The sequence below is a fragment of the Streptomyces sp. NBC_00289 genome (assembly GCF_041435115.1).
In the GTDB taxonomy this organism is placed as follows: domain Bacteria; phylum Actinomycetota; class Actinomycetes; order Streptomycetales; family Streptomycetaceae; genus Streptomyces.
The window spans coordinates 5174430-5194162 of record NZ_CP108046.1; the positions used below are offsets into that span (position 1 = coordinate 5174430).

A 19733-nucleotide genomic window follows, 5' to 3' on the forward strand; every position below is an offset into this window, starting at 1 on the left:
GCCCTCAGCCGGTGAACTTCAGATCGGTGATCGCCTGCTTGTAACCGGCACTGCTGTAACCGTCGCTGGGGGCGTTCGGCACAGCGGTGACCCACAACAACACGTACTGAGTCTTGAGCGACTTCGACGCCTTCACGTTCAAAGAGGTGCCGGTGCCGGTGGCGGTTCCGATCTTCTTCATCCCGTCGACCCCTGTGGAGGGGGACAGCGAGTCCGTGGCGTACAGGACGATCGTCGTGTGGTCGCCGCCGTATCGAAGCCCTATCGACGCGGCTGAGATCTTCTGGGCCGAGCCGAGGTCGTAGACGATGCCCACGCCCGGCTTGTAGGGGGCCAGCTCCGGGCCCTGGATGAAGCGCTTGGTGCGCCAGTACGTCGAACTGTCGTCGTCGTACGTCTTGTCGACGTCGCCGGCCGCCTGGGCAGAGCCGCTCGCGACGTACTCCTGTGCTCCCTTGATGCCGAGCGTGTGGACCGGCTTGGCCTTGTCGCTGTTCTTGTCGTTGCCGTCGTCGGTCTGCGTCTCGTTCGTGTCCTCGGACTGGTTGCCCCGGTCCATGAGAGCGTCCGCCAACTGCCAGCTGCCGAGGCCCAGTGCGGCGATGAGCAAGGCGGACACGGCCCACTTGAGGGCCTTTCCGGTACGGCTCTGCAGCGGGGCCGGCGGCGTCGGTACCGGCTGTGTGACGCGTGGATGCGGGGCGGGACGGCCGTACGTGCCCTGCTGGTACGTCGTGCGCTGGTACTCCGGCGGGGCGGTGAACGCCGGCTCCGGCGGGCGGATGCGCGGCATCTCACTGATCGCCTTCACCAGCTCCTCCGGTGTGGTGCACGGCGACTCGTGCCGGGACGCGGTCGCGCCGTCGTTGGCGAGTGCCCGCATGGCCAGCTCGGACAGCCCGCGGTGCACCCCCGCACGCACCTGGTCGGGGGCGATGAGACCGACGTCCTTGGGAAGGCCCGCCAGACCGTAGGCGTCGCTCTCGTAGGGCCAGCGCTGGGTGAGCGCCGCGTAGAGCAGGGCGCCGATCGCCTCCGTGTCGGTGCGCTGCGGCGTGTCGGAACTGACGCCGCGCAGCGCGGCGTTGACGGCGAGGCCGCGGATGCGCCACTGACCACTCGAGGTACGCAGGATCGCGTTCGGGTTCAGACGCAGGTGTGCCAGGCCCTCGCGGTGGGCGGCGGCCATAGCGGCGGCGACCTGGCTGACCATCTGGTAGGCGTCGTACACCTCCAGCGGGCCGGCCGCGAGGAGAGCGGTCAGTTCGGTGGCGTCGGGGAGCCACTCGTGAACGACGTAGACAAGGTCGTCCTCCTCGACGGCATCGAGGACCTGGACGAAACGGGGATCGCCGAGCAGCGCCGAGGAGCGTGCCGCGGCGAGTACCGAACGGGCCCGTGTGTGGTCCGCGGGCAGGAGATGGACGCCGACCGCGCGACGAAGTTTCTCGTCGACGGCGCGCCAACTGCTGAAGCCGTCCAGACGGGTGACGCACTCCTCGAGGCGGTAGCGTCTGGCGAGTTTGTGTCCGCTGTGCAGTTCGGGTGGTGAAACCTTCCCGGGACTCGTGGTCCCGCCACTCCCCTGTGCCTCGACGTCGTCCGTGTCCCGCTCCCGGTTCTGGGCCTCCCCGTCGGCCGTGGACTGGTCCGCCTTGGCGGTCAGCGGTTCGTCACCGCTGTTGTCTGCCACGTCGACGGCAGCCGTGCTCCGCTCCGCCACCGTCGTTCCTGCCTCCCCATCCGTTGCGCGCCGTGCGACGCCGAATCCAATTGTGCCCACAGTCTGCCGCTATGCACGACACACGGTGGCGGTCGATGGTTGTGCGCCTACCCCCGCCTCAACGCCCCAGGCGCCCACGGACCATACCCACCAGCGAGTTCAGTTCCTCGATCCGCAGGCGACGAGCCACGACGAAGAAGACCCCGAGCAGTACCGCCCCACCCGCCAGCAGCGCGGCGAAGGAGCCGACGACACCCTGGCCGAGTGTGTGCCCGATCCCGTAGCAGGCCGCACCGCTGAGCAGCGCCGCAGGCACCGAGGCCAGGCAGAGCCGGGCGTACGTCCGCAGCACACGAGAGCCGTCCAGGTCGCCGCCCAGCCGCTTGCGGAGCCGGTTCCAGGCGACACCGACGCCGATGGCGTAGGCGAGACCGTAGGCGGCGGACATGCCGACCACGGCCCAGCGGGCCGGGAGGACGAAGAAACACAGGGCCGAGGCGCCGGCGTTGACCGCGGCCACGATGACCGTGTTGTAGAAGGGAGTTCGGGTGTCCTCGTAGGCGTAGAACGCGCGCAGGACCACGTACTGCACCGAGTAGGGGATCAGACCGAGGCCGAAGGCCATCAGCATGAAGCCCATGTTGGTGGCCGCGCGTGTGCCGGACGAGCCGAAGATCAGGGTGCACATCGGGATGCCGAGGGCGAGGAAGCCGAAGGCGATGGGGACGATGGCGACGGCGGTGGTGCGCAGGCCCTGGGAGATGTCGTCCCGGACCGCGCCGCCGTCGCCCTCGGCCGCCGAGCGGGAGATGCGCGGCAGCAGAGCCGCCATCAGGGAAACGGTGATGATGGCCTGCGGCAGACCCCAGATCAGCTGGGCGTTGGCGTAGGCGCTGAAACCCGTACCGGCGATCTGCGTGTCCGTGACCGACGCGGTGGCCAGCTGGGTGACGACGAGCGCGCCGACCTGGTTGGCGAGGACGAAGAGGATGGTCCACTTGGCGAGCATCGCGGCCTTGCCGAGGCCGTGGCCCTTCCAGTCGAAACGCAGACGCAGCCTGAAGCCGGTCTCGCGCAGATACGGGATCATCGCCAGGGCCTGCACCACGAGGCCGAGGAGAATTCCGATGCCGAGGAGCCGCTGGCCCTGCGGCGGAATGTTCGTGACTCCCATGCCGGAGTCGGCCGCGGTGCCGTACACCCAGAGGAACATGCCGAGCGTCACGATGATGACGATGTTGTTGAGGACCGGGGTCCACATCATCGCGCCGAACTTGCCGCGGGCGTTGAGGATCTGGCCCATCACCACGTGAATGCCCATGAAGAAGATCGAGGGCAGGAAGTAGCGGGTGAAGGTGACGGCCACGTCGTTGGCCGCGGGATTCCCGGCGACCGGGTTCGACAGCACCTGGACCAGGAGCGGGGCCGCGAACATCGCCAGCGCGGTGAGCAGCCCGAGCGCCACCATGACCAGGGTCAGCAGGCGGTTGGCGAACGCCTCGCCGCCGTCGTCGTCCTCTTTCATGGCACGCACGAGCTGCGGGACGAAGACCGAGTTGAGACCGCCGCCGACGGTGAGGATGTAGATCATCGTCGGCAGCTGGTAGGCGACCTGGAAGGTGTCGCCCAGGAGTGCGGTGCCGAGTGCGGAGACGATCAGCGCGGAGCGGATGAAGCCGGTGAGGCGCGAGACCATCGTGCCCGCCGCCATCACGGCGCTCGACTTCAGCAGACCCGAGGCGCGGCCGCCGCGCTTCGCGGCAGGGGCGGCGGGGGGCACCGGCGCCGGCGTTTCCACTGTGGGCGAGGGAGGCGCTGCCTGGTGCTGGCCCGCGGCCGGTGCGGAGGCCGGGCCGGGCACCGCCCGGGCGTCTGCAGAGGGCGTCTGGCCGCCCTGCTGCTGATCGCGGAAGAGATGTGCGAAGGCGTCCGGCTCGTGGTGCTCCTCGCCGGCCCCGGTCACCAGGTCGTCGACCCCCACGAACTGGGTCGTCCGGGGATCGTCGCCGTACGGCAGGTACTGGGTCGGGCCCTCGGGTTCGGGCGGCGGGGTCTGCGCCCACACATGGGGATCGGGGGCGTACGGCGACTGGGGCGGCTGGGCGTACAGCGGCGGCTGCGGCTCGTATGCGCCCGGCGGCGGCGGGGGATGCGCGGCACGGTCGTAGAGCGCCTCGGCGACCGGGTCCTGGGCATAGAGGTCCTGCGCCCGGTAGGGGTCCTGGTCGTAGGCGTCCTGGAGGTACATGTCCGCGGGAGACTGCGGCGGCACCTGGCCGTGCTCGGGCGGCGGGCCCTCGGGGTGACCCGAGCTGCCCGCGGCCTGGCCGCGGTCACCGTCGTACGGCGCGTTCATGGTTACCCCACCTCATCGTCCCGGGCCCACCGGCCACGACATCCTCAACGGTCCACTCTCTCACCCGTGCCGGACGGGTCCGTGCTTTCCGCTGGGGTGTCCGCTGCCGGGTCACTCGGCTGCTCAGGGGCGTCTGCCCCCGACCGGGTACCCGACTCCCCATGGAGACGTTCATCGGGCCTCCCGGGGTTCTCCGTGCCGTCCCCGGCCTCCCGCGCCTCGCCCAGGTCGTCCGTACCGGCCTCCTCGGCCTCACGGGCCGCGGCGCGTTTGCGGTGCGTGTACATCCTGAACCCGGCCAGGACGAGCAGGAGGAAGCCGCCGCCGATGACCAGCATCACGGTGGCCGTGAACTCGGTGACCTTCACCTCGAAGGTGACGGAATCGCCGTACTTCTGGCCGTCCTCCGTGTACAGCTGGGCGACCACCGCGTACTGGCCGTTGGCCTTGGCCGTGGTGGTGAACTTCACCGTCTGGCTGTGCCCACCGGAGACCGTGACGGGCTGTTCGTCGAAGGAATCGCCACCGATCTCCAGGCGCGGGCTCGTCGAGGTGAGCCGCAGCCTGAGGTGGCCGACGCCCTGCACCAGGTTGTTCTGCACCGTCACAGGGATCGTGGCACTGCGGCCGGAAAGCTTGGTGTCGGACTTGTCGATCAGTTGGACCTGGCCGGTCAGGCTGTCCAGATACGACTTCACGCCACTGCGGTAGTCGGCCGCTTCAGCGGCGAGCCCCCGCCACGACGTGGACATCCCCCGGTTCATGGCCCGCCCGAAGGGGGTGACCACACGGGACTGGTCGGTGAGGATCACCTTGAAGTTGTCGAGCTCGGCCTGCGTGCCCGCGATCTCCTCGAAGGCGGCTCGCGGCAGCTCCTGCTTGCGCAGTGCGGAGGGGTACGCGGACGTCGACGGCACCCGTGTGGTGGCACCGGGGTCGGGCTTCGCGGAAGCGGCCGTCGTGAGTTCCTGGGACTCGGACCAGTTCCCGTCCTGCAGGGCTGTGATCGCCTCGGCCATCGCCTGAGCCTGGCGTGCCGTGGGCATGCGCTGGGGGGCGACGACAATGCTGCGCTGCTTGTTCGTCTGGCCGTTCAGGGCGAGGCTCTGGGCCAGGAAGGTCTGTACGGCGAGGGTGCCGGACGCGGCCTTCATCAGGTCTCCCTGGAACGCGGTCGACAGTCGCGCGTCCGCCACGACCGCCGTGGTGCCGCCGCCGATGGGGCGAGCCGCGGAGGGGGTGTACGGCAGTCCGCCGGTCTCCTGGAGGCTGTCGCTGCGCGCGATCACCTTGTCGGCGCCGGCGGAGGTCGCGACCTTGACGATCGACGGGTCCACGGCACCGTCCACGGGCCAGGCGAAATCGGTGGTCGGTTGTGTGTGGAGGATGGGCTCAACCGTGTTGTCGACGACGTCGGTGGCTTCCTTGAGGTGGCTCAGGGAACCGGTGACCCTCGTGCCGTTGTGGGCGAGGGATGCCAGGTCCGGGTCGGCGAAGGGAAGGGTGACCACCTCCTTGTCCTTCACCGCCGCCTGGAGTTCGGCGAGCCACTGGTTGGCGACCGCCTGGTGGGTGCCCGCCGTGGTGGTGCCGTTCGCGCCCTGGACCTGATAGTTGTGCGTCATCGCGTCGACCGACGCGAGCAGGTTCGGGTCGATCACCCAGGTGACGTCGAGGTCCCTGCCCAGCGACAGGAGCTGGTCCAGGCGTCCGCCGGGAGCGATCTCCCCGGCGAGGTCGTCGTTGAGGAAGACCGGAGTCTGCTGTTCGTTCGAGCCGGTCCGCGCCGTCATGTGGACGGTGGAGACGAGCGGCCACAGGTACGTCGTCTTCGTCCTGGTGTCGGCCTCTTCCGGCTGCCACGGCAGGAACGTCCGCTGGACGCCCAGCAACTGCTCCCACGGCTGGGCGGACGTCTGTCCGGACAGGGAGACGGCGAACGGGTAGACCCCGTCGGCGCCGAGGTTCAGCTCGTCGACCGGTACGGAGATCGAGAAGGGCTGGGCGACGCCAGGTGCCAGCTTGGAGAACTTCTCGACATAGGTGCCGCCGACCTCCGAGCCGGTGGCGGCCTGGACGCTTGTGCTGTCCCTGGCGATGTCGTCGATGGCCGAGCGGGTGTTCAGCACGGGCCCCACCCGAAGCCCGACGTGGGCACCGGTGACGGTCTGCTTGCCGTTGTTGGTCACGGTTCCGGACACCGTCACGGTGTCCCCGTCGGTAGGGGCGGCCGGGCTGAGCGTGTTGACGGCGACGGCCACCGTCCCCGAGCCGGCGGCGGCCTTCGGGGAAGCCTGTTCCGTGGCGAGTGCGGTGGGGGCAGCGGGCAGCTGGAGCAGACCGGCCAGCAGGGGCGCCCCGGCCAGAAGTGCTCCGGTGCGCCGCAGCCACCGGCGGGCAGGTGAGGGACTCGTCCCCAGGAAGTCTGCCGCCTCGGCCACGCGCTCGTCCGTCCCTCGTCGTCGTCAGTGGTCGTCGGAATGTGCGTCCACGCATGGTAACGATGCCCGCTGAGGGGAAGTGCCGCGGACTCTGCCACAAGATCGGGAAACCACGTCGAGCCGCCCTGTATGTGCATGTATGGGCGAGGAGATGCCGTACGTCTCCAAGGTAGATCTTGTGCAGGTAGGGGGCATGTGTCGTTGGCGGCGGATGTGCACATTCAATGGAGGCGCTCGCGGTGGTCCGGGCCACGTACCCTCTTCTGTTGTGCCGAACGCCAACGAAGACAACGCCAGCGCCCTGAGCCAGGTGCAGCACCGCGCGGTGACTGAACTGCTCCGGGTCGCCCCTGTCGCAGACGACCTCGCCCGCCGTTTCCAGGAGGCCGGCTTCGCCCTCGCCCTGGTCGGTGGCTCGGTCCGGGACGCGCTGCTCGGCCGGCTCGGCAACGACCTCGACTTCACGACCGACGCTCGTCCCGAGGACGTGCTCAAGATCGTGCGGCCGTGGGCGGACGCGGTGTGGGAGGTCGGGATCGCCTTCGGCACGGTCGGAGTGCAGAAGGACGCCCGTGTCGGGGGCGTCGACAGGTCCTTCCAGATCGAGGTGACCACCTACCGGTCGGAGGCCTACGACCGCACCTCGCGCAAGCCCGAGGTGGCGTACGGCGACTCCATCGAGGAGGACCTCGTCCGGCGCGACTTCACGGTGAACGCGATGGCCGTCGCGCTCCCGGAGAAGGAGTTCATCGACCCGCACGGAGGACTCGACGACCTCGCGGCCCGAGTGCTGCGTACGCCGGGCACGCCCGAGGCGTCCTTCTCCGACGACCCGCTGCGGATGATGCGGGCCGCGCGTTTCGCCGCCCAGCTCGACTTCGAGGTGGCTCCCGAGGTCGTGGGTGCGATGAAGGACATGGCCGGGCGCATCGAGATCGTCTCGGCCGAGCGGGTACGGGACGAGCTGAACAAGCTGATCGTCTCCGCGCACCCCCGCAAGGGCCTGACGCTGCTGGTCGACACCGGGCTCGCCGATCATGTGCTGCCCGAGCTCCCCGCCCTGCGGCTGGAGAGTGACGAGCACCACCGGCACAAGGACGTCTACGAGCACACGCTGATCGTTCTGGAACAGGCGATGGCGCTGGAGGAGGACGGCCCCGACCTGATCCTTCGTCTGGCGGCGCTGCTGCACGACATCGGCAAGCCCCGTACACGGCGGTTCGAGGACGACGGCCGGGTTTCGTTCCACCACCACGAGGTGGTCGGGGCGAAGATGACCAAGAAGCGCATGACGGCTCTGAAGTACCCCAACGATCTGGTGAAGGACGTTTCACGTCTCGTCGAACTCCACCTGCGCTTTCACGGGTACGGAACCGGGGAGTGGACGGACTCGGCGGTTCGTCGCTATGTCCGCGACGCGGGACCACTGCTCGACCGTCTCCACAAGCTGACCCGCTCGGACTGCACAACCCGGAACAAGCGCAAGGCGGCCACGCTGTCCCGTGCGTATGACGGCCTGGAAGACCGGATCGCCGAACTCCAGGAACGGGAGGAGCTGGACGCCATCCGTCCGGACCTCGACGGCAACCAGATCATGGAAATCCTTGGTGTCGGGCCCGGTCCCGCCATTGGGCGGGCGTACAAGTACATGCTGGAACTGCGCTTGGAGAACGGACCGATGGGACTCGATGACGCGGTGGCCGCCCTCAAGGAGTGGTGGGCGCGGGAGCCGCAGGTCTGAGGGCGGAGCCCTTTCTCACACGACAGCGGAGCGGGGCATGTTTCACGTGAAACATGCCCCGCTCCGTATTTCTGCCGATGGCTGCCCCGACGCTGTTTCACGTGAAACAGTGCATCGGGTCAACAGGTCCGGTCAGATCACACGTCCGTCAGGCAGAGCAGGAACTCGTCCCCGTCGCCCGTCTCGGCGTAGAAGCTGGTGGCGCTGGCGACCTTGCGGCACTCGGTCTCAGCGGTGATCTGCGAGTAGTGCCCCTTGATCTTCTTGACCACCTTGGCCTCGGCGCCGGAGGAAGTGCAGTCCACGACCTCCATGCGGTCCGAGGACGACGACGCGGACTTCAGGCAGTCGCCCACGTTGGCGTGATCGGCGTCGTCACGGCTGGCGATCCAGCCGCCGATGACCGCGGTCAGCACGGCGACGACGATGACGACGTTCTTGATGGTCTTGAACTTGGGACGGCGGCGCGGAGCCTGCGGCGGGACCGGTGCGTACGGAGCCGTGGCCTGCTGCGGGAACCCAGGCTGACCGGGCTGCTGCGGGTAGCCGCCCTGGGGCGGATACGGGGCCTGGCCCTGGGGCTGGCCGACGGGCGGCTGGCCCTGAGCGAACGGGTTCTGGCCCTGGGGCGGCGGAGTGGTCACTGGGGTCCCCCTGCAACATAGGTATGTGACGCGCACATGGCGTAAGTAAGACGCAGGTAAGTTACCGGGCCCCTGTGACAACTCTGTGGTCGGGAGGAGCTCTGTGGCACTGATGTGACACTTACTGGCGCTCAAAGCGGGCCATAACAACAGCAACTGCCGCGTAGATAACGGCGATCGTGACCACAAGGGGGATTGAACGGCCGTCGGGCGGCAGCATGAGAGCGGCCACCGCGGCCGCACCGACAAAGGCGATGTTGAACAGCACGTCGTACAGCGAGAAGATCCGGCCACGGAAGCCGTCGTCGACCGAGGACTGCACCAGGGTGTCCGTCGCGATCTTCGCGCCCTGGGTGGTCACGCCCAGGACGAACGCCGCGGCCAGCATGGGCGCGATGGCGAACGGAAGCCCGAGGGCCGGCTCCAGCACCGCGGCGGCTCCGGCGCAGGCGACGATCCAGCGGTCCGGTCCCAGCCGCCCCGCCGCCCAGGGCGTCACCACGGCCGCCGCGAAGAACCCGGCTCCGGAGACGCCCAACGCCAGTCCCAGCAGGCGCAGTCCCTCGTCCGCGTCCGAGGAGAAGGCGTAGCGGCAGAGCATCAGCACCATGACCGTCAGGGCGCCGTAGCAGAACCGCATCAGGGTCATCGCGGAGAGAGCCAGGGCGGCCCTGCGGCGCGGAGGCGTGGCGAGATGCCGTAGGCCAGCTGCCAGGTCGCGAGCGGTGCCGGTGAGCGCCGTGCCCAGCCGTGGCGGCACCGACCCGGGTTCGGGCCCCAGCAGTTCCGGTGCCATGCGGAGCGAGGCGAGCGCGGCACACAGGTACAGGGCGGCGCCCAGCAGGACCACGGCGGCGTCGGAGCCGGCGAACACCAGCCGTACGCCGAAGGCGAGGCCGCCGCCCGCGGTCGCGGCGAGGGTCCCGAGGGTGGGGGAAAGGGAGTTGGCGATCACGAGGCGTTCGTCGTCGACCACGCGAGGCAGCGCCGCGGACAGACCTGAGAGGACGAAACGGTTGACGGCGGTGACGCACAGCGCGGAGACGTAGAAGAGCCAGTCCGGGACGTTGCCGATCACCAGGACAGCCGTCAGCGAGGCCATCAGGGCGCGCAGCAGGTTGCCGTACAGGAAGACCTGGCGGCGGCGCCAGCGGTCCAGCAGGACGCCGGCGAAGGGACCCACGAGGGAGTACGGAAGCAGCAGGACCGCCATCGCGGAGGCGATGGCGGCAGCTGAGGTCTGCTTCTCCGGGGAGAAGACCACGTGGGCGGCGAGTGCGATCTGGTAGACGCCGTCGGCGCCCTGGGAGAGCAGCCGTACGACGAGCAGGCGCCGGAAGTTCCGGAAACGGAGCAGGACGCGCAGGTCGCGGACGACGGACATGGGGCACAGCCTCACACACGGCAAGGGCCCCCGGGAGCAACGCCCAGGGGGCCCTCAGCGGTCGTTCGGGGAGCGGTTTCTAGCGCTCGACCTCGCCCTTGATGAACTTCTCGACGTTGGCGTAGGCCTCGTCGTCGAAGTACTGCACCGGCGGGGACTTCATGAAGTAGCTCGACGCGGAGAGGATCGGGCCGCCGATGCCGCGGTCCTTGGCGATCTTCGCAGCGCGCAGGGCGTCGATGATGACACCCGCCGAGTTCGGGGAGTCCCAGACCTCGAGCTTGTACTCCAGGTTCAGCGGGACGTCGCCGAAGGCACGGCCCTCGAGGCGGACATACGCCCACTTGCGGTCGTCCAGCCAGGCCACGTAGTCGGACGGGCCGATGTGGACGTTGTTCTCGCCGAGCTCGCGGTCACGGATCTGCGAGGTGACGGCCTGCGTCTTCGAGATCTTCTTGGACTCGAGGCGGTCGCGCTCCAGCATGTTCTTGAAGTCCATGTTGCCGCCGACGTTGAGCTGCATGGTGCGCTCGAGACGGACACCGCGGTCTTCGAACAGCTTCGCCATCACACGGTGCGTGATGGTGGCGCCGACCTGCGACTTGATGTCGTCGCCGACGATCGGGACGCCCGCCTCGGTGAACTTGTCCGCCCACTCCTTGGTGCCGGCGATGAAGACCGGGAGAGCGTTGACGAAGGCGACCTTGGCGTCGATGGCGCACTGGGCGTAGAACTTCGCCGCGTCCTCGGATCCGACGGGCAGGTAGCAGACGAGGACGTCGACCTGCTTGTCCTTGAGGATCTGGACGATGTCGACCGGCTCCTCGGCGGACTCCTCGATGGTCATGCGGTAGTACTTACCAAGACCGTCGAGGGTGTGGCCGCGCTGGACCGTGACGCCCTTGTTCGGGACGTCGCAGATCTTGATGGTGTTGTTCTCGCTGGCACCGATGGCGTCGGAGAGGTCGAGGCCGACCTTCTTCGCGTCGACGTCGAAGGCGGCGACGAACTCGACGTCACCGACGTGGTAGTCGCCGAACTGGACGTGCATCAGGCCGGGCACCTTGGTCGCCGGGTCGGCGTCCTTGTAGTACTCGACTCCCTGCACCAGCGAGGCGGCGCAGTTGCCCACGCCGACGATGGCTACGCGAACCGAACCCATTCCGGTTGCTCCCTGTGTGTACGAGTGAGGCCCTGGCAGGGGCCTCACGTGGTGGTGTCGCCGGGCGTATCCGGACCGGGGATGTCCCCGGTCCGGGGCAGGACGCCCGGCGCTCCCTCTGTGGTGTCGCGAGTGGGTTCTCCTTGGCCGGGACCTTTCAGGTCCCGGCCTGCCCGCTCACTTTCGATGAGCTCGTTCAGCCAGCGCACTTCGCGCTCCACGGACTCCATCCCGTGGCGCTGGAGCTCAAGCGTGTAGTCGTCGAGGCGCTCCCGGGTGCGTGCCAGGGAGGCGCGCATCTTTTCGAGACGCTCCTCCAGCCGGCTGCGGCGACCCTCCAGTACGCGCATGCGTACGTCGCGTGACGTCTGCCCGAAGAAGGCGAAGCGGGCGGCGAAGTGTTCGTCCTCGTACGCGTCGGGTCCCGTCTGCGAGAGCAGCTCCTCGAAGTGCTCCTTACCTTCCGCCGTCAACCGATAGACGATCTTGGCGCGACGCCCTGCGAGTGGTGTCGCGGTGAGGGCCGCCTCGGAGGCGGCCGCCGTCTCTTCGATCAACCAGCCGTTGGCGAGCAGCGTCTTGAGGCAGGGATACAGCGTTCCGTAGCTGAACGCACGGAACACGCCCAGCGACGTGTTGAGCCGTTTGCGCAGCTCATAGCCGTGCATCGGGGACTCGCGGAGCAGGCCGAGGACGGCGAACTCGAGGATTCCGGCACGCCGGCTCATCGTCGCCTCCTCTCTGCCACGGACGGGCCCTGACGGTCTTTATGCCGAGCTGATGTATCGACTCGATACATCAGCACGATAGATCGAGCTTCCGGTTGCGGCAAGAGAGGAGAGGGTGAACGGGATCACATCACTGATTCATTGCGAGCAAGTTGCCAGGTTTGGGGTGAACTTCTGGGCTAGACAGGTTTTGGCGGTGCGTAGTCTGTGCGCCATGCACACCACCGGGAACCGAGTGACGCATGGGGACGTCCTCGTCCCCGGTGCAGTACGGGTGAATGCGGGACCGACCACATCCGTACTTCGGGGGGACCGGAAACCAGTCGCCTTTTCCAGGCGCGCAAAGGTGCGCCTGCCCGAGGAGTAGTCGTTCGATGAGCGAGCACCGTCGCAAACCGCCGCCGCCGCAGGGAGGCGGACGTGCCGCGAACCGACGCGGCCAGTCCAGCTCGTCCTCCGGCCGCCGTGCGGCACCGCGAGGCGCCACCGGGTCTCTTTCCGACTCCTATGGGACGAGCGCCCAGGAGTCGGCCTCCTACGGTCCGGGGGGTGAGGAACGCCTGTCCGGTGGCCGTGCGGAAGCCCGTCGCGCGGCGCAGAGAAGCAGTGGCAGCCGTCGCAGAGCGGAAGAGCCCGTCGGCCGCGGTGGCCGGCGTGGTGGCCCCGGGGGTCCCAACGGTCCCGGCGGCCGGGGCAGAGGACGCCCTGCCGGTCCCGTGAAGAAGCGGTTCATCGACTACCCGCGGGCGGGAAAGTACGGCGTGGGTCGCTGGTTGCCGTCGTGGAAGCTGGTGACGGGACTGTTCCTCGGCTTCATGGGCAGCCTGGTCGCCGTCGCCGGCATCGGCTACGCGATGGTGAGTGTCCCCAACGAGGCCCAGACGGCGAAGGCGCAGAACAACGTCTTCTACTGGGGCGACGGCACCGAGATGGTCTCCACGGGTGGCGAGACGAACCGGCAGATCATCAACTATGCGTCCATCCCCAAAGCGATGCGGTACGCCGTCATCTCGCAGGAGAACAAGACCTTCGAGACCGACAGCGGTATCGACCCCAAGGGCATCGCCCGCGCCGTGTACAACATGGCCACGGGCGGTCAGACGCAGGGTGGCTCCACCATCACCCAGCAGTACGTCAAGAACGCGCGGCTGGACGACCAGTCGCAGACCATCTCGCGCAAGTTCAAGGAGATCTTCATCTCCGTGAAGGTGGGCACCACGGTCTCCAAAGAGAAGATCATGGCCGGCTACCTGAACTCCGCGTACTACGGGCGCAGCGCCTTCGGGCTCCAGGCGGCGGCACGCGCGTACTTCGACAAGGACGCGGTCAATCTCGACGAGGGCCAGTGCGCCTTCCTCGCGGCCATGCTCAAGGGCGCCACGTACTACGACCCGGCAGGTCTGCCCAGCGTCGACCCGGTGGGTGCCACTGCTGTCAAGAACCAGAAGCGGGCCCTGGCCCAGATGCAGGACACCCTCGACAAGATGGTCGAGTACGGGCATCTGAGCGCCTCGGTGCGGGACAAGTACAGGGAACTTCCGAAGTCGAAGAACCCGCGTTCGAACACCGAGCTGGGCGGCCAGATCGGCTATCTCGTCGACCTGGCCAAGGGCTACCTGGTCAACAACACCGACATCACCGACACCGACCTGCAGCGCGGCGGCTACTCGATCTACACGACCTTCGACAAGAAGAAGGTCAACGCGCTGGAAGCCGCGGTCAAGAAGGTCCAGAAGGCCAACATCGACCCGAAGAAGCGCCCGGACACGGACACCCACGTCCAGTTCGGCGGGGCATCCGTGGATCCGGAGACCGGTGCGATCAAGGCCATCTACGGCGGTGAGAACGCGACCAAGCACTTCACCAACAACGCCGACTACACCGGCGTCCAGGTCGGTTCGACGTTCAAGCCGTTCGTGCTCGCGGCGGCGATGAAGTGGGGTGTACGCAATCCCGAGGGTCCCGCGTCACAGCCTCAGGACGAGCGCACCGTCGTCTCTCCGAAGAGCCTCTACAGCGGCCAGAACAAGCTGAAGATCGAGGACTACCAGAAGAACGTCTGGAAGAACGAGAAGGGCGAGGAGTGGCTGCAGACCAATGACGGCAACGCGTCGTACGGCAGCCCGCCGAAGTTCCAGATCGACCTCCGCGAGGCGATGCGGGAGTCGGTCAACTCCGCCTACGTGCAGCTCGGCATGGACGTGGGCCTGGACAAGGTGAAGGAGTCCGCCGTCGACGCGGGCATCAAGGGGGACAGCCTCACCGGCACCAGCTTCCCGTCCTTCTCCATCGGTATCTCCGCGCCCAGCGCGATCCGCATGGCCGGCGCGTACGCCACCTTCGCGGCCAGTGGTGAGCAGCGCGAACCGTTCTCCGTCAAGAAGGTCACGGGCAAGGACGGCACGGTCTTCACCCACAAGACCGTGAGCAAGGAGGTGTTCGAGCCCAAGGTGGCCGACAACGTCACCGACGTCCTCAAGACCGTGGTCGAGAAGGGCACGGGCACCAACGCCCAGCTTGCGGGCCGTGAGGTGGCCGGCAAGACCGGTACCACCGACGGCAACAAGTCGGCCTGGTTCGTCGGCTACACCCCGCAGCTGTCCACCTCGATCAGCATGTTCCGGTACGACGACGACGAGACCAAGAAGAACCGCACCTTCCTGAAGATGTACGGGACGGGTGGCCAGGAGAAGATCCACGGTGCCTCGTTCCCCTCGGAGATCTGGCACGACTACATGGAGCAGGCCATGAAGGGCCTGTCGGTGAAGGACTTCCCGACCCCCGAGCCCATCGGTGAGATCGTCAACGACGTGCCGAGCCCGACTCCCACCCCCACGTTCAGTGAGACGCAGGAGCCGACTCCCACTCCTACCCCGACGCCCAGTGAGACGGTGACCTCTCCGACTCCCACGGTGAGCGAAAGCTGCCAGTTCGAGTTCCAGTGCCCCGGCGAAACCGGCGGTACGGACTCGGGTGGCACCGACGGAGGCGTGTCCTCCTCGCCCTCGGTCACGGAGTCGACCGGGAACGGCAACACCAGAGGCAACGGCAACGGAGGCATCTTCGGAGGCGCGACCGGTTAGTGGCCGTATAGCCCGACAAGGGTGTTTCACGTGAAACAAGGGCCGTCGTACCCACCAGGTACGGCGGCCCTCGGCGTATTCCTAGACACGTACGGCAGGATGTGCGGCATGCCCAGTGCTGAATCGACGCAAGCGAGCGTCCACGCCACGGACCCGGTGCGGCCGACCACGGAGGACGAGGTCGCCGCCAACGGCAGCGAGCTGATCGGTGGCCCCATCGGACGGCGTGCCCTGCTAGGGACCTCCTGGTGGACTCCCGTACGGATCGTCGCGCTCATGGCGATCGGCGTGTTCGCTCTTGGCCTGGTCCAGAAGGCGCCCTGCTACAACGGCGCCTGGTTCTTCGGCGCTAGCTCGCAGTACACGCACGCGTGCTACTCGGACATCCCGCACCTCTACCAGGGGCGTGGCTTCGCCGACGGGCTCGTGCCGTACTTCGACAAGCTGCCCGGCGACATGCAGTACCTCGAATACCCGGTGCTGACCGGCGTGTTCATGGAAGTGGCCTCCTGGCTCACACCGGGCAGCGGCACCATCCAGGACCAGGAACAGTGGTACTGGATGGTCAACGCCGGGATGCTGATGGTGTGCGCGGCCGTCGTCGTCGTATGCGTGGCACGCACGCACGCCAGGCGGCCCTGGGACGGTCTGCTGGTCGCCGTGGCGCCGGCCTTGGCGCTGACCGCGACCATCAACTGGGACCTGCTGGCGGTCGCTCTGACGGCCGCCGCGATGCTGATGTGGTCGCGGGGCCGCTCTCTCGCCTTCGGCGTCCTGCTGGGGCTCGCCACGGCCGCCAAGCTCTATCCCGTCTTCCTGCTCGGCCCGCTGTTCCTGCTGTGCTGGCGGGCGGGCAAGTGGCGGGACTTCGGGAAGGCGCTGGGGGGTGCGGTCGTCGCCTGGCTGGTGGTGAACCTGCCGGTGATGCTCTTCGCCTTCCACGGATGGTCGAAGTTTTACACCTTCAGCCAGGAGCGGGGCGTCGACTTCGGGTCCTTCTGGCTGATCATGGCCCAGAACTCGAAGAACCCGCTCAGTACGGAGAACGTCAACCTCTTCGCCATGCTGCTGGTCCTGCTGTGCTGTGTGGGCATCGCGGTGCTCGCCCTGACCGCGCCGCGCCGCCCGCGGTTCGCCCAGCTCGCGTTTCTGATCGTCGCGGCCTTCATCATCACGAACAAGGTCTACTCGCCGCAGTACGTCCTCTGGTTGATCCCGCTCGCCGCCCTGGCCCGTCCGAAGTGGCGGGACTTCCTGATCTGGCAGGCGTGCGAGGTGGCGTACTTCCTGGGGATCTGGATGTACCTCGCGTACACGACCAGCGGAGACGCCCACAAGGGCCTGCCGACCGACGGCTACCACTGGGCCATCGGCCTGCATCTCCTGGGAACGCTGTATCTGTGCGCCGTGGTGGTGCGTGACATCCTCATGCCGGAGCGGGACGTGGTGCGCCGGGCGGGCGACGACGACCCCTCGGGTGGAGTGCTCGACGGTGCCGAGGACGTATTCGCCCTCGGCCCCGCCGCCCATCCGCCGCGGCACGCCGCCCACCTCGCGACACCGCACGTCGAGTGGGGGAGCCAGGACCAGGCCGGCGGTCCGGCCTGAGGGACGCCCGGGCGTTACGCCAGGTTGGTCTCATTTCGCTGTGAGCGAACAACGCAGTGACGAGACGCGAAAAAGGCCGTACACGGAGGGTTCCGTGTACGGCCTTCGGCTGTCCCAGGGCTGTCAGCGGTCGACGATCCGGTCGAACTGCGTGGTGGTGTGCCGCAGATGGGCCACCAGCTCCTCGCCCACCCTCGGCTCCGAAGCCTCCGAGGGCACGAACAGGATCGAGACCTGCATGTGCGGCGGCTCGGCGAACCAGCGCTGCTTGCCGTCCCAGACGAACGGAGAAAGGTTCCGGTTCACCGTGGCGAGGCCGGCGCGTGCGACCCCCTTGGCGCGCGGCATCACGCCGTGCAGGGCCTTGGGAGCCTCCAGGCCCACCCCGTGCGACGTACCGCCCGCCACGACCACCAGGAAGCCGTCGGAGGCGGCCTTCTGCTGCCGGTAGCCGAAACGGTCGCCCTTGGAGACACGCGTGACGTCCAGGACGGCCCCGCGGTACTCGGTGGCGTCGTGGTCCCCCAGCCACAGCCGCGTGCCGATGCGGGCGCGGAAGCGGGTCTGCGGAAACTGCTGCTGCAACCGGGCGAGATCCTCGGCCTTGAGGTGGCTGACGAACATCGTGTGCAACGGCAGCCTGGCCGCGCGCAGTCGGTCCATCCAGCCGATGACCTCCTCGACGGCGTCCGAGCCGTCGGTGCGGTCCAGCGGCAGATGGATCGCGAAGCCCTCGAGACGGACGTTCTCTATGGCAGCGTGCAGCTGCGGCAGTTCCTGTTCGCTGATGCCGTGCCGCTTCATCGAGGACATCACCTCGATGACCACGCGGGCCCCCACGAGGCCGTAGACGCCGTCGATCGACGACACCGAGCGGATGACCCGGTCCGGCAGCGGCACGGGCTCCTCGCCGCGGCGGTAGGGCGTCAGCACCAGCAGGTCACCGCCGAACCAGTCCTTGATACGCGCGGCTTCGTAGGTCGTGCCGACGGCGAGGACGTCCGAGCCCAGGCGTGTGGCCTCCTCCGCCAGGCGCTCGTGTCCGAAGCCGTAACCGTTGCCCTTGCAGACCGGCACGAGCGCGGGGAACTGCTCCTGCACGTGCTTGTGATGCGCCCGCCAGCGCGCGGTGTCGACGTAGAGGGTGAGCGCCATGGCCGGCCCTGGAACCTTTCTCGTGGCTGCGGTGTATCAGAGGTATGGAACCAAACAGCGAGGCGTCAGCGGCGCGACATGTAGATGTCCAGCGCCTTGTGGAGCAGCTTGTTCAGCGGGAAGTCCCACTCGCCGAGGTACTCGGCCGCCTGGCCGCCCGTGCCCACCTTGAACTGGATCAGGCCGAAGAGGTGGTCGGTCTCGTCCAGCGAGTCGGAGATGCCCCGCAGGTCGTACACGGTCGCGCCGAGCGCGTAGGCGTCCCGCAGCATCCGCCACTGCATCGCGTTCGAGGGCCGGACCTCGCGGCCGATGTTGTCGGAGGCGCCGTAGGAGTACCAGACGTGCCCGCCGACGATCAGCATCGTGGCCGCCGACAGGTTCACGCCGTTGTGCCGGGCGAAGTACAGCCGCATCCGGTTGGGGTCCTCGTTGTTGAGGGCCGTCCACATGCGCTGGAAGTACGACAGGGGGCGCGGCCGGAAGTGGTCGCGCACAGCCGTGATCTCGTACAGGCGCTGCCATTCCTCGAGGTCCTGGTAACCACCCTGGACGACCTCGACGCCGGCCTTCTCGGCCTTCTTGATGTTGCGGCGCCACAGCTGGTTGAAGTTCGCGTGGACCTCTTCCAGAGAGCGGTTGGCCAGCGGCACCTGATACACGTACCGGGGCTGCACGTCGCCGAAGCCGGCGCCGCCGTCCTCGCCCTGCTGCCAGCCCATACGGCGCAGCTTGTCCGCGACCTCGAAGGCGCGCGGCTCGATGAAGTCGGCCTCGATGTCGCGCAGTCGCTTCACGTCGGGGTTCTGGATGCCCTGCTTGATGGAGGGGGCCTCCCAGCGCCGGATGATCACCGGCGGGCCCATCTTCACCGAGAAGGCGCCTTGTTGCTTGAGATGCGCGAGCATCGGTTCCAGCCACTCGGTGAGGTTCGGCGCGAACCAGTTGATGACCGGGCCCTCGGGAAGGTAGGCCAGGTATCGCTTGATCTTGGGCAGCTGCCGGTACAGGACGAGGCCGGCGCCGACCATGTCGCCGGTGCGGCCGTCGAACCAGCCGAGGCTCTCGGAGCGCCACTCCCCCTTCACATCAGCCCAGGCCGGAACCTGCATGTGACTCGCCGACGGCAGGCTCTGGATGTATGCCAGATGCTGCTCGCGACTGATGGTCCTCAGGGTCAGGCTCATTCGGGGCGCTCCTCGGGCTGGTGTGTCCCCATGGGTACAGGGGCTCCTGGCTCTCGCGGCGAAGCCTACTGCGCCCGGAGAGCGCTCCGACTGGGCGTACGGCACCTTCGCCTCGGCCTGTGGGCCGCCGAGCCGTTCAGCGGTGCGTTGTGCGGTGTTCGGAGAGCGGTGTCCCTGGCGTCAGCCGATGACCCCGCCGAAGAGCCCACCGTGCGCCATGCCGAGGAAGAAGCCGACCGCGCTGGCGCCGAGACCCACAATGAGTCCGAAGCGTTCGCGGGTCGTCTCCGAGATCCACTGGCCGTACGCGCCGATGAGGATCCCCACCAGGCCGGCCCATGAGCTGACCAGGTGCAGACTGTCGAAAATCGCCGTGATGACGGCCGTCAGTCCGAGCACCAGGGTCACCACGAGCAGCGTGTCCTGGAGCGGATGGGGCCGGCCGTCCGTGGCGAAAAGGCCTCCGACGGTGTTGGGTCGCATTGCTTGTGCCATAGGGCACCTCCTGCGGAAGACGGCGC

Annotated in this window: 13 protein-coding genes; 3 read left to right on the forward strand and 10 right to left on the reverse strand. The window is 68.0% G+C overall.

What is annotated here, in order from left to right; all coding sequences use genetic code 11:
• Nucleotides 1-4: 4 nt before the first annotated feature.
• From OG985_RS23455 to OG985_RS23465, 3 genes are all read right to left on the reverse strand, one after another.
• Entirely contained in the window at nt 5-1723 is a 1719-nt protein-coding gene (locus OG985_RS23455) for a serine/threonine protein kinase (protein WP_371670299.1), read from the reverse strand.
• Nucleotides 1724-1841: 118 nt separating this feature from the next.
• A complete protein-coding gene (gene murJ / locus OG985_RS23460; RefSeq protein ID WP_371670300.1) occupies nt 1842-4079 on the reverse strand; it encodes a murein biosynthesis integral membrane protein MurJ in 2238 nt (745 codons plus the stop codon).
• Between the two features lie 44 nt (nt 4080-4123).
• Nucleotides 4124-6520, reverse strand: coding sequence for a DUF6049 family protein (locus tag OG985_RS23465; protein WP_371670301.1), 2397 nt, complete (start codon nt 6518-6520; stop codon nt 4124-4126).
• A 268-nt stretch (nt 6521-6788) separates the two neighbouring features.
• Between OG985_RS23465 and OG985_RS23470 the strand changes: the two genes are divergently transcribed.
• On the forward strand, nt 6789-8261 hold the full coding sequence (locus tag OG985_RS23470) for a CCA tRNA nucleotidyltransferase (protein WP_371670302.1): 1473 nt from the start codon (nt 6789-6791) through the stop codon (nt 8259-8261).
• A gap of 137 nt (nt 8262-8398) precedes the next feature.
• Here OG985_RS23470 and OG985_RS23475 read toward each other — a convergent pair whose 3' ends face one another.
• The 4 genes from OG985_RS23475 to OG985_RS23490 all read right to left on the reverse strand — a co-directional run bounded on the left by OG985_RS23475 (nt 8399) and on the right by OG985_RS23490 (nt 12179).
• Nucleotides 8399-8905 carry a hypothetical protein gene (locus tag OG985_RS23475; protein ID WP_371670303.1) on the reverse strand — a complete coding sequence of 169 codons (507 nt, stop codon included), beginning with the start codon at nt 8903-8905 and terminating at the stop codon, nt 8399-8401.
• A gap of 121 nt (nt 8906-9026) precedes the next feature.
• A complete protein-coding gene (locus OG985_RS23480; RefSeq protein WP_371670304.1) occupies nt 9027-10289 on the reverse strand; it encodes an MFS transporter in 1263 nt (420 codons plus the stop codon).
• 79 nt (nt 10290-10368) lie between these two features.
• Nucleotides 10369-11451, reverse strand: a complete 1083-nt coding sequence (locus OG985_RS23485) for an inositol-3-phosphate synthase (protein WP_371670305.1) — start codon at nt 11449-11451, stop codon at nt 10369-10371.
• Between the two features lie 44 nt (nt 11452-11495).
• Nucleotides 11496-12179, reverse strand: coding sequence for a PadR family transcriptional regulator (locus OG985_RS23490; protein ID WP_371670306.1), 684 nt, complete (start codon nt 12177-12179; stop codon nt 11496-11498).
• 374 nt (nt 12180-12553) lie between these two features.
• On the opposite strand from OG985_RS23490, the gene OG985_RS23495 reads away from it, so the two are divergent.
• Both OG985_RS23495 and OG985_RS23500 read left to right on the forward strand, forming a co-directional pair.
• Nucleotides 12554-15262 (forward strand): transglycosylase domain-containing protein, encoded by a 2709-nt coding sequence (locus OG985_RS23495; RefSeq protein WP_371670307.1) that lies wholly within the window; start codon nt 12554-12556, stop codon nt 15260-15262.
• A gap of 108 nt (nt 15263-15370) precedes the next feature.
• Nucleotides 15371-16870: a glycosyltransferase family 87 protein gene (locus OG985_RS23500; protein ID WP_371670308.1), complete on the forward strand. Its 1500-nt coding sequence runs from the start codon at nt 15371-15373 to the stop codon at nt 16868-16870.
• Nucleotides 16871-16993: 123 nt separating this feature from the next.
• Here the strand turns inward: OG985_RS23500 and OG985_RS23505 are convergent, their stop codons facing one another.
• The 3 genes from OG985_RS23505 to OG985_RS23515 form a co-directional block, all read right to left on the reverse strand.
• The gene (locus tag OG985_RS23505; protein WP_371670309.1) at nt 16994-18025 is read right to left on the reverse strand and encodes an alanine racemase; all 1032 of its coding nucleotides are present in this window, start codon (nt 18023-18025) and stop codon (nt 16994-16996) included.
• A gap of 65 nt (nt 18026-18090) precedes the next feature.
• Nucleotides 18091-19212, reverse strand: coding sequence for a peptidoglycan bridge formation glycyltransferase FemX (femX, locus tag OG985_RS23510; RefSeq protein WP_371670310.1), 1122 nt, complete (start codon nt 19210-19212; stop codon nt 18091-18093).
• Between the two features lie 180 nt (nt 19213-19392).
• The gene (locus OG985_RS23515) at nt 19393-19707 is read right to left on the reverse strand and encodes a hypothetical protein (RefSeq protein ID WP_371670311.1); all 315 of its coding nucleotides are present in this window, start codon (nt 19705-19707) and stop codon (nt 19393-19395) included.
• Between the last annotated feature and the right edge of the window lie 26 nt (nt 19708-19733).

Bases quoted from the DNA above. Each gene is read 5' to 3' on its own strand.
- OG985_RS23485 (WP_371670305.1), bottom strand. From the start codon at position 11,451: ATGGGTTCGGTTCGCGTAGCCATCGTCGGCGTGGGCAACTGCGCCGCC.
- OG985_RS23480 (WP_371670304.1), bottom strand. From the start codon at position 10,289: ATGTCCGTCGTCCGCGACCTGCGCGTCCTGCTCCGTTTCCGGAACTTC.
- OG985_RS23500 (WP_371670308.1), top strand. From the start codon at position 15,371: ATGCCCAGTGCTGAATCGACGCAAGCGAGCGTCCACGCCACGGACCCG.
- OG985_RS23505 (WP_371670309.1), bottom strand. From the start codon at position 18,025: ATGGCGCTCACCCTCTACGTCGACACCGCGCGCTGGCGGGCGCATCAC.
- femX (WP_371670310.1), bottom strand. From the start codon at position 19,212: ATGAGCCTGACCCTGAGGACCATCAGTCGCGAGCAGCATCTGGCATAC.
- OG985_RS23495 (WP_371670307.1), top strand. From the start codon at position 12,554: ATGAGCGAGCACCGTCGCAAACCGCCGCCGCCGCAGGGAGGCGGACGT.
- OG985_RS23515 (WP_371670311.1), bottom strand. From the start codon at position 19,707: ATGGCACAAGCAATGCGACCCAACACCGTCGGAGGCCTTTTCGCCACG.
- OG985_RS23490 (WP_371670306.1), bottom strand. From the start codon at position 12,179: ATGAGCCGGCGTGCCGGAATCCTCGAGTTCGCCGTCCTCGGCCTGCTC.
- murJ (WP_371670300.1), bottom strand. From the start codon at position 4,079: ATGAACGCGCCGTACGACGGTGACCGCGGCCAGGCCGCGGGCAGCTCG.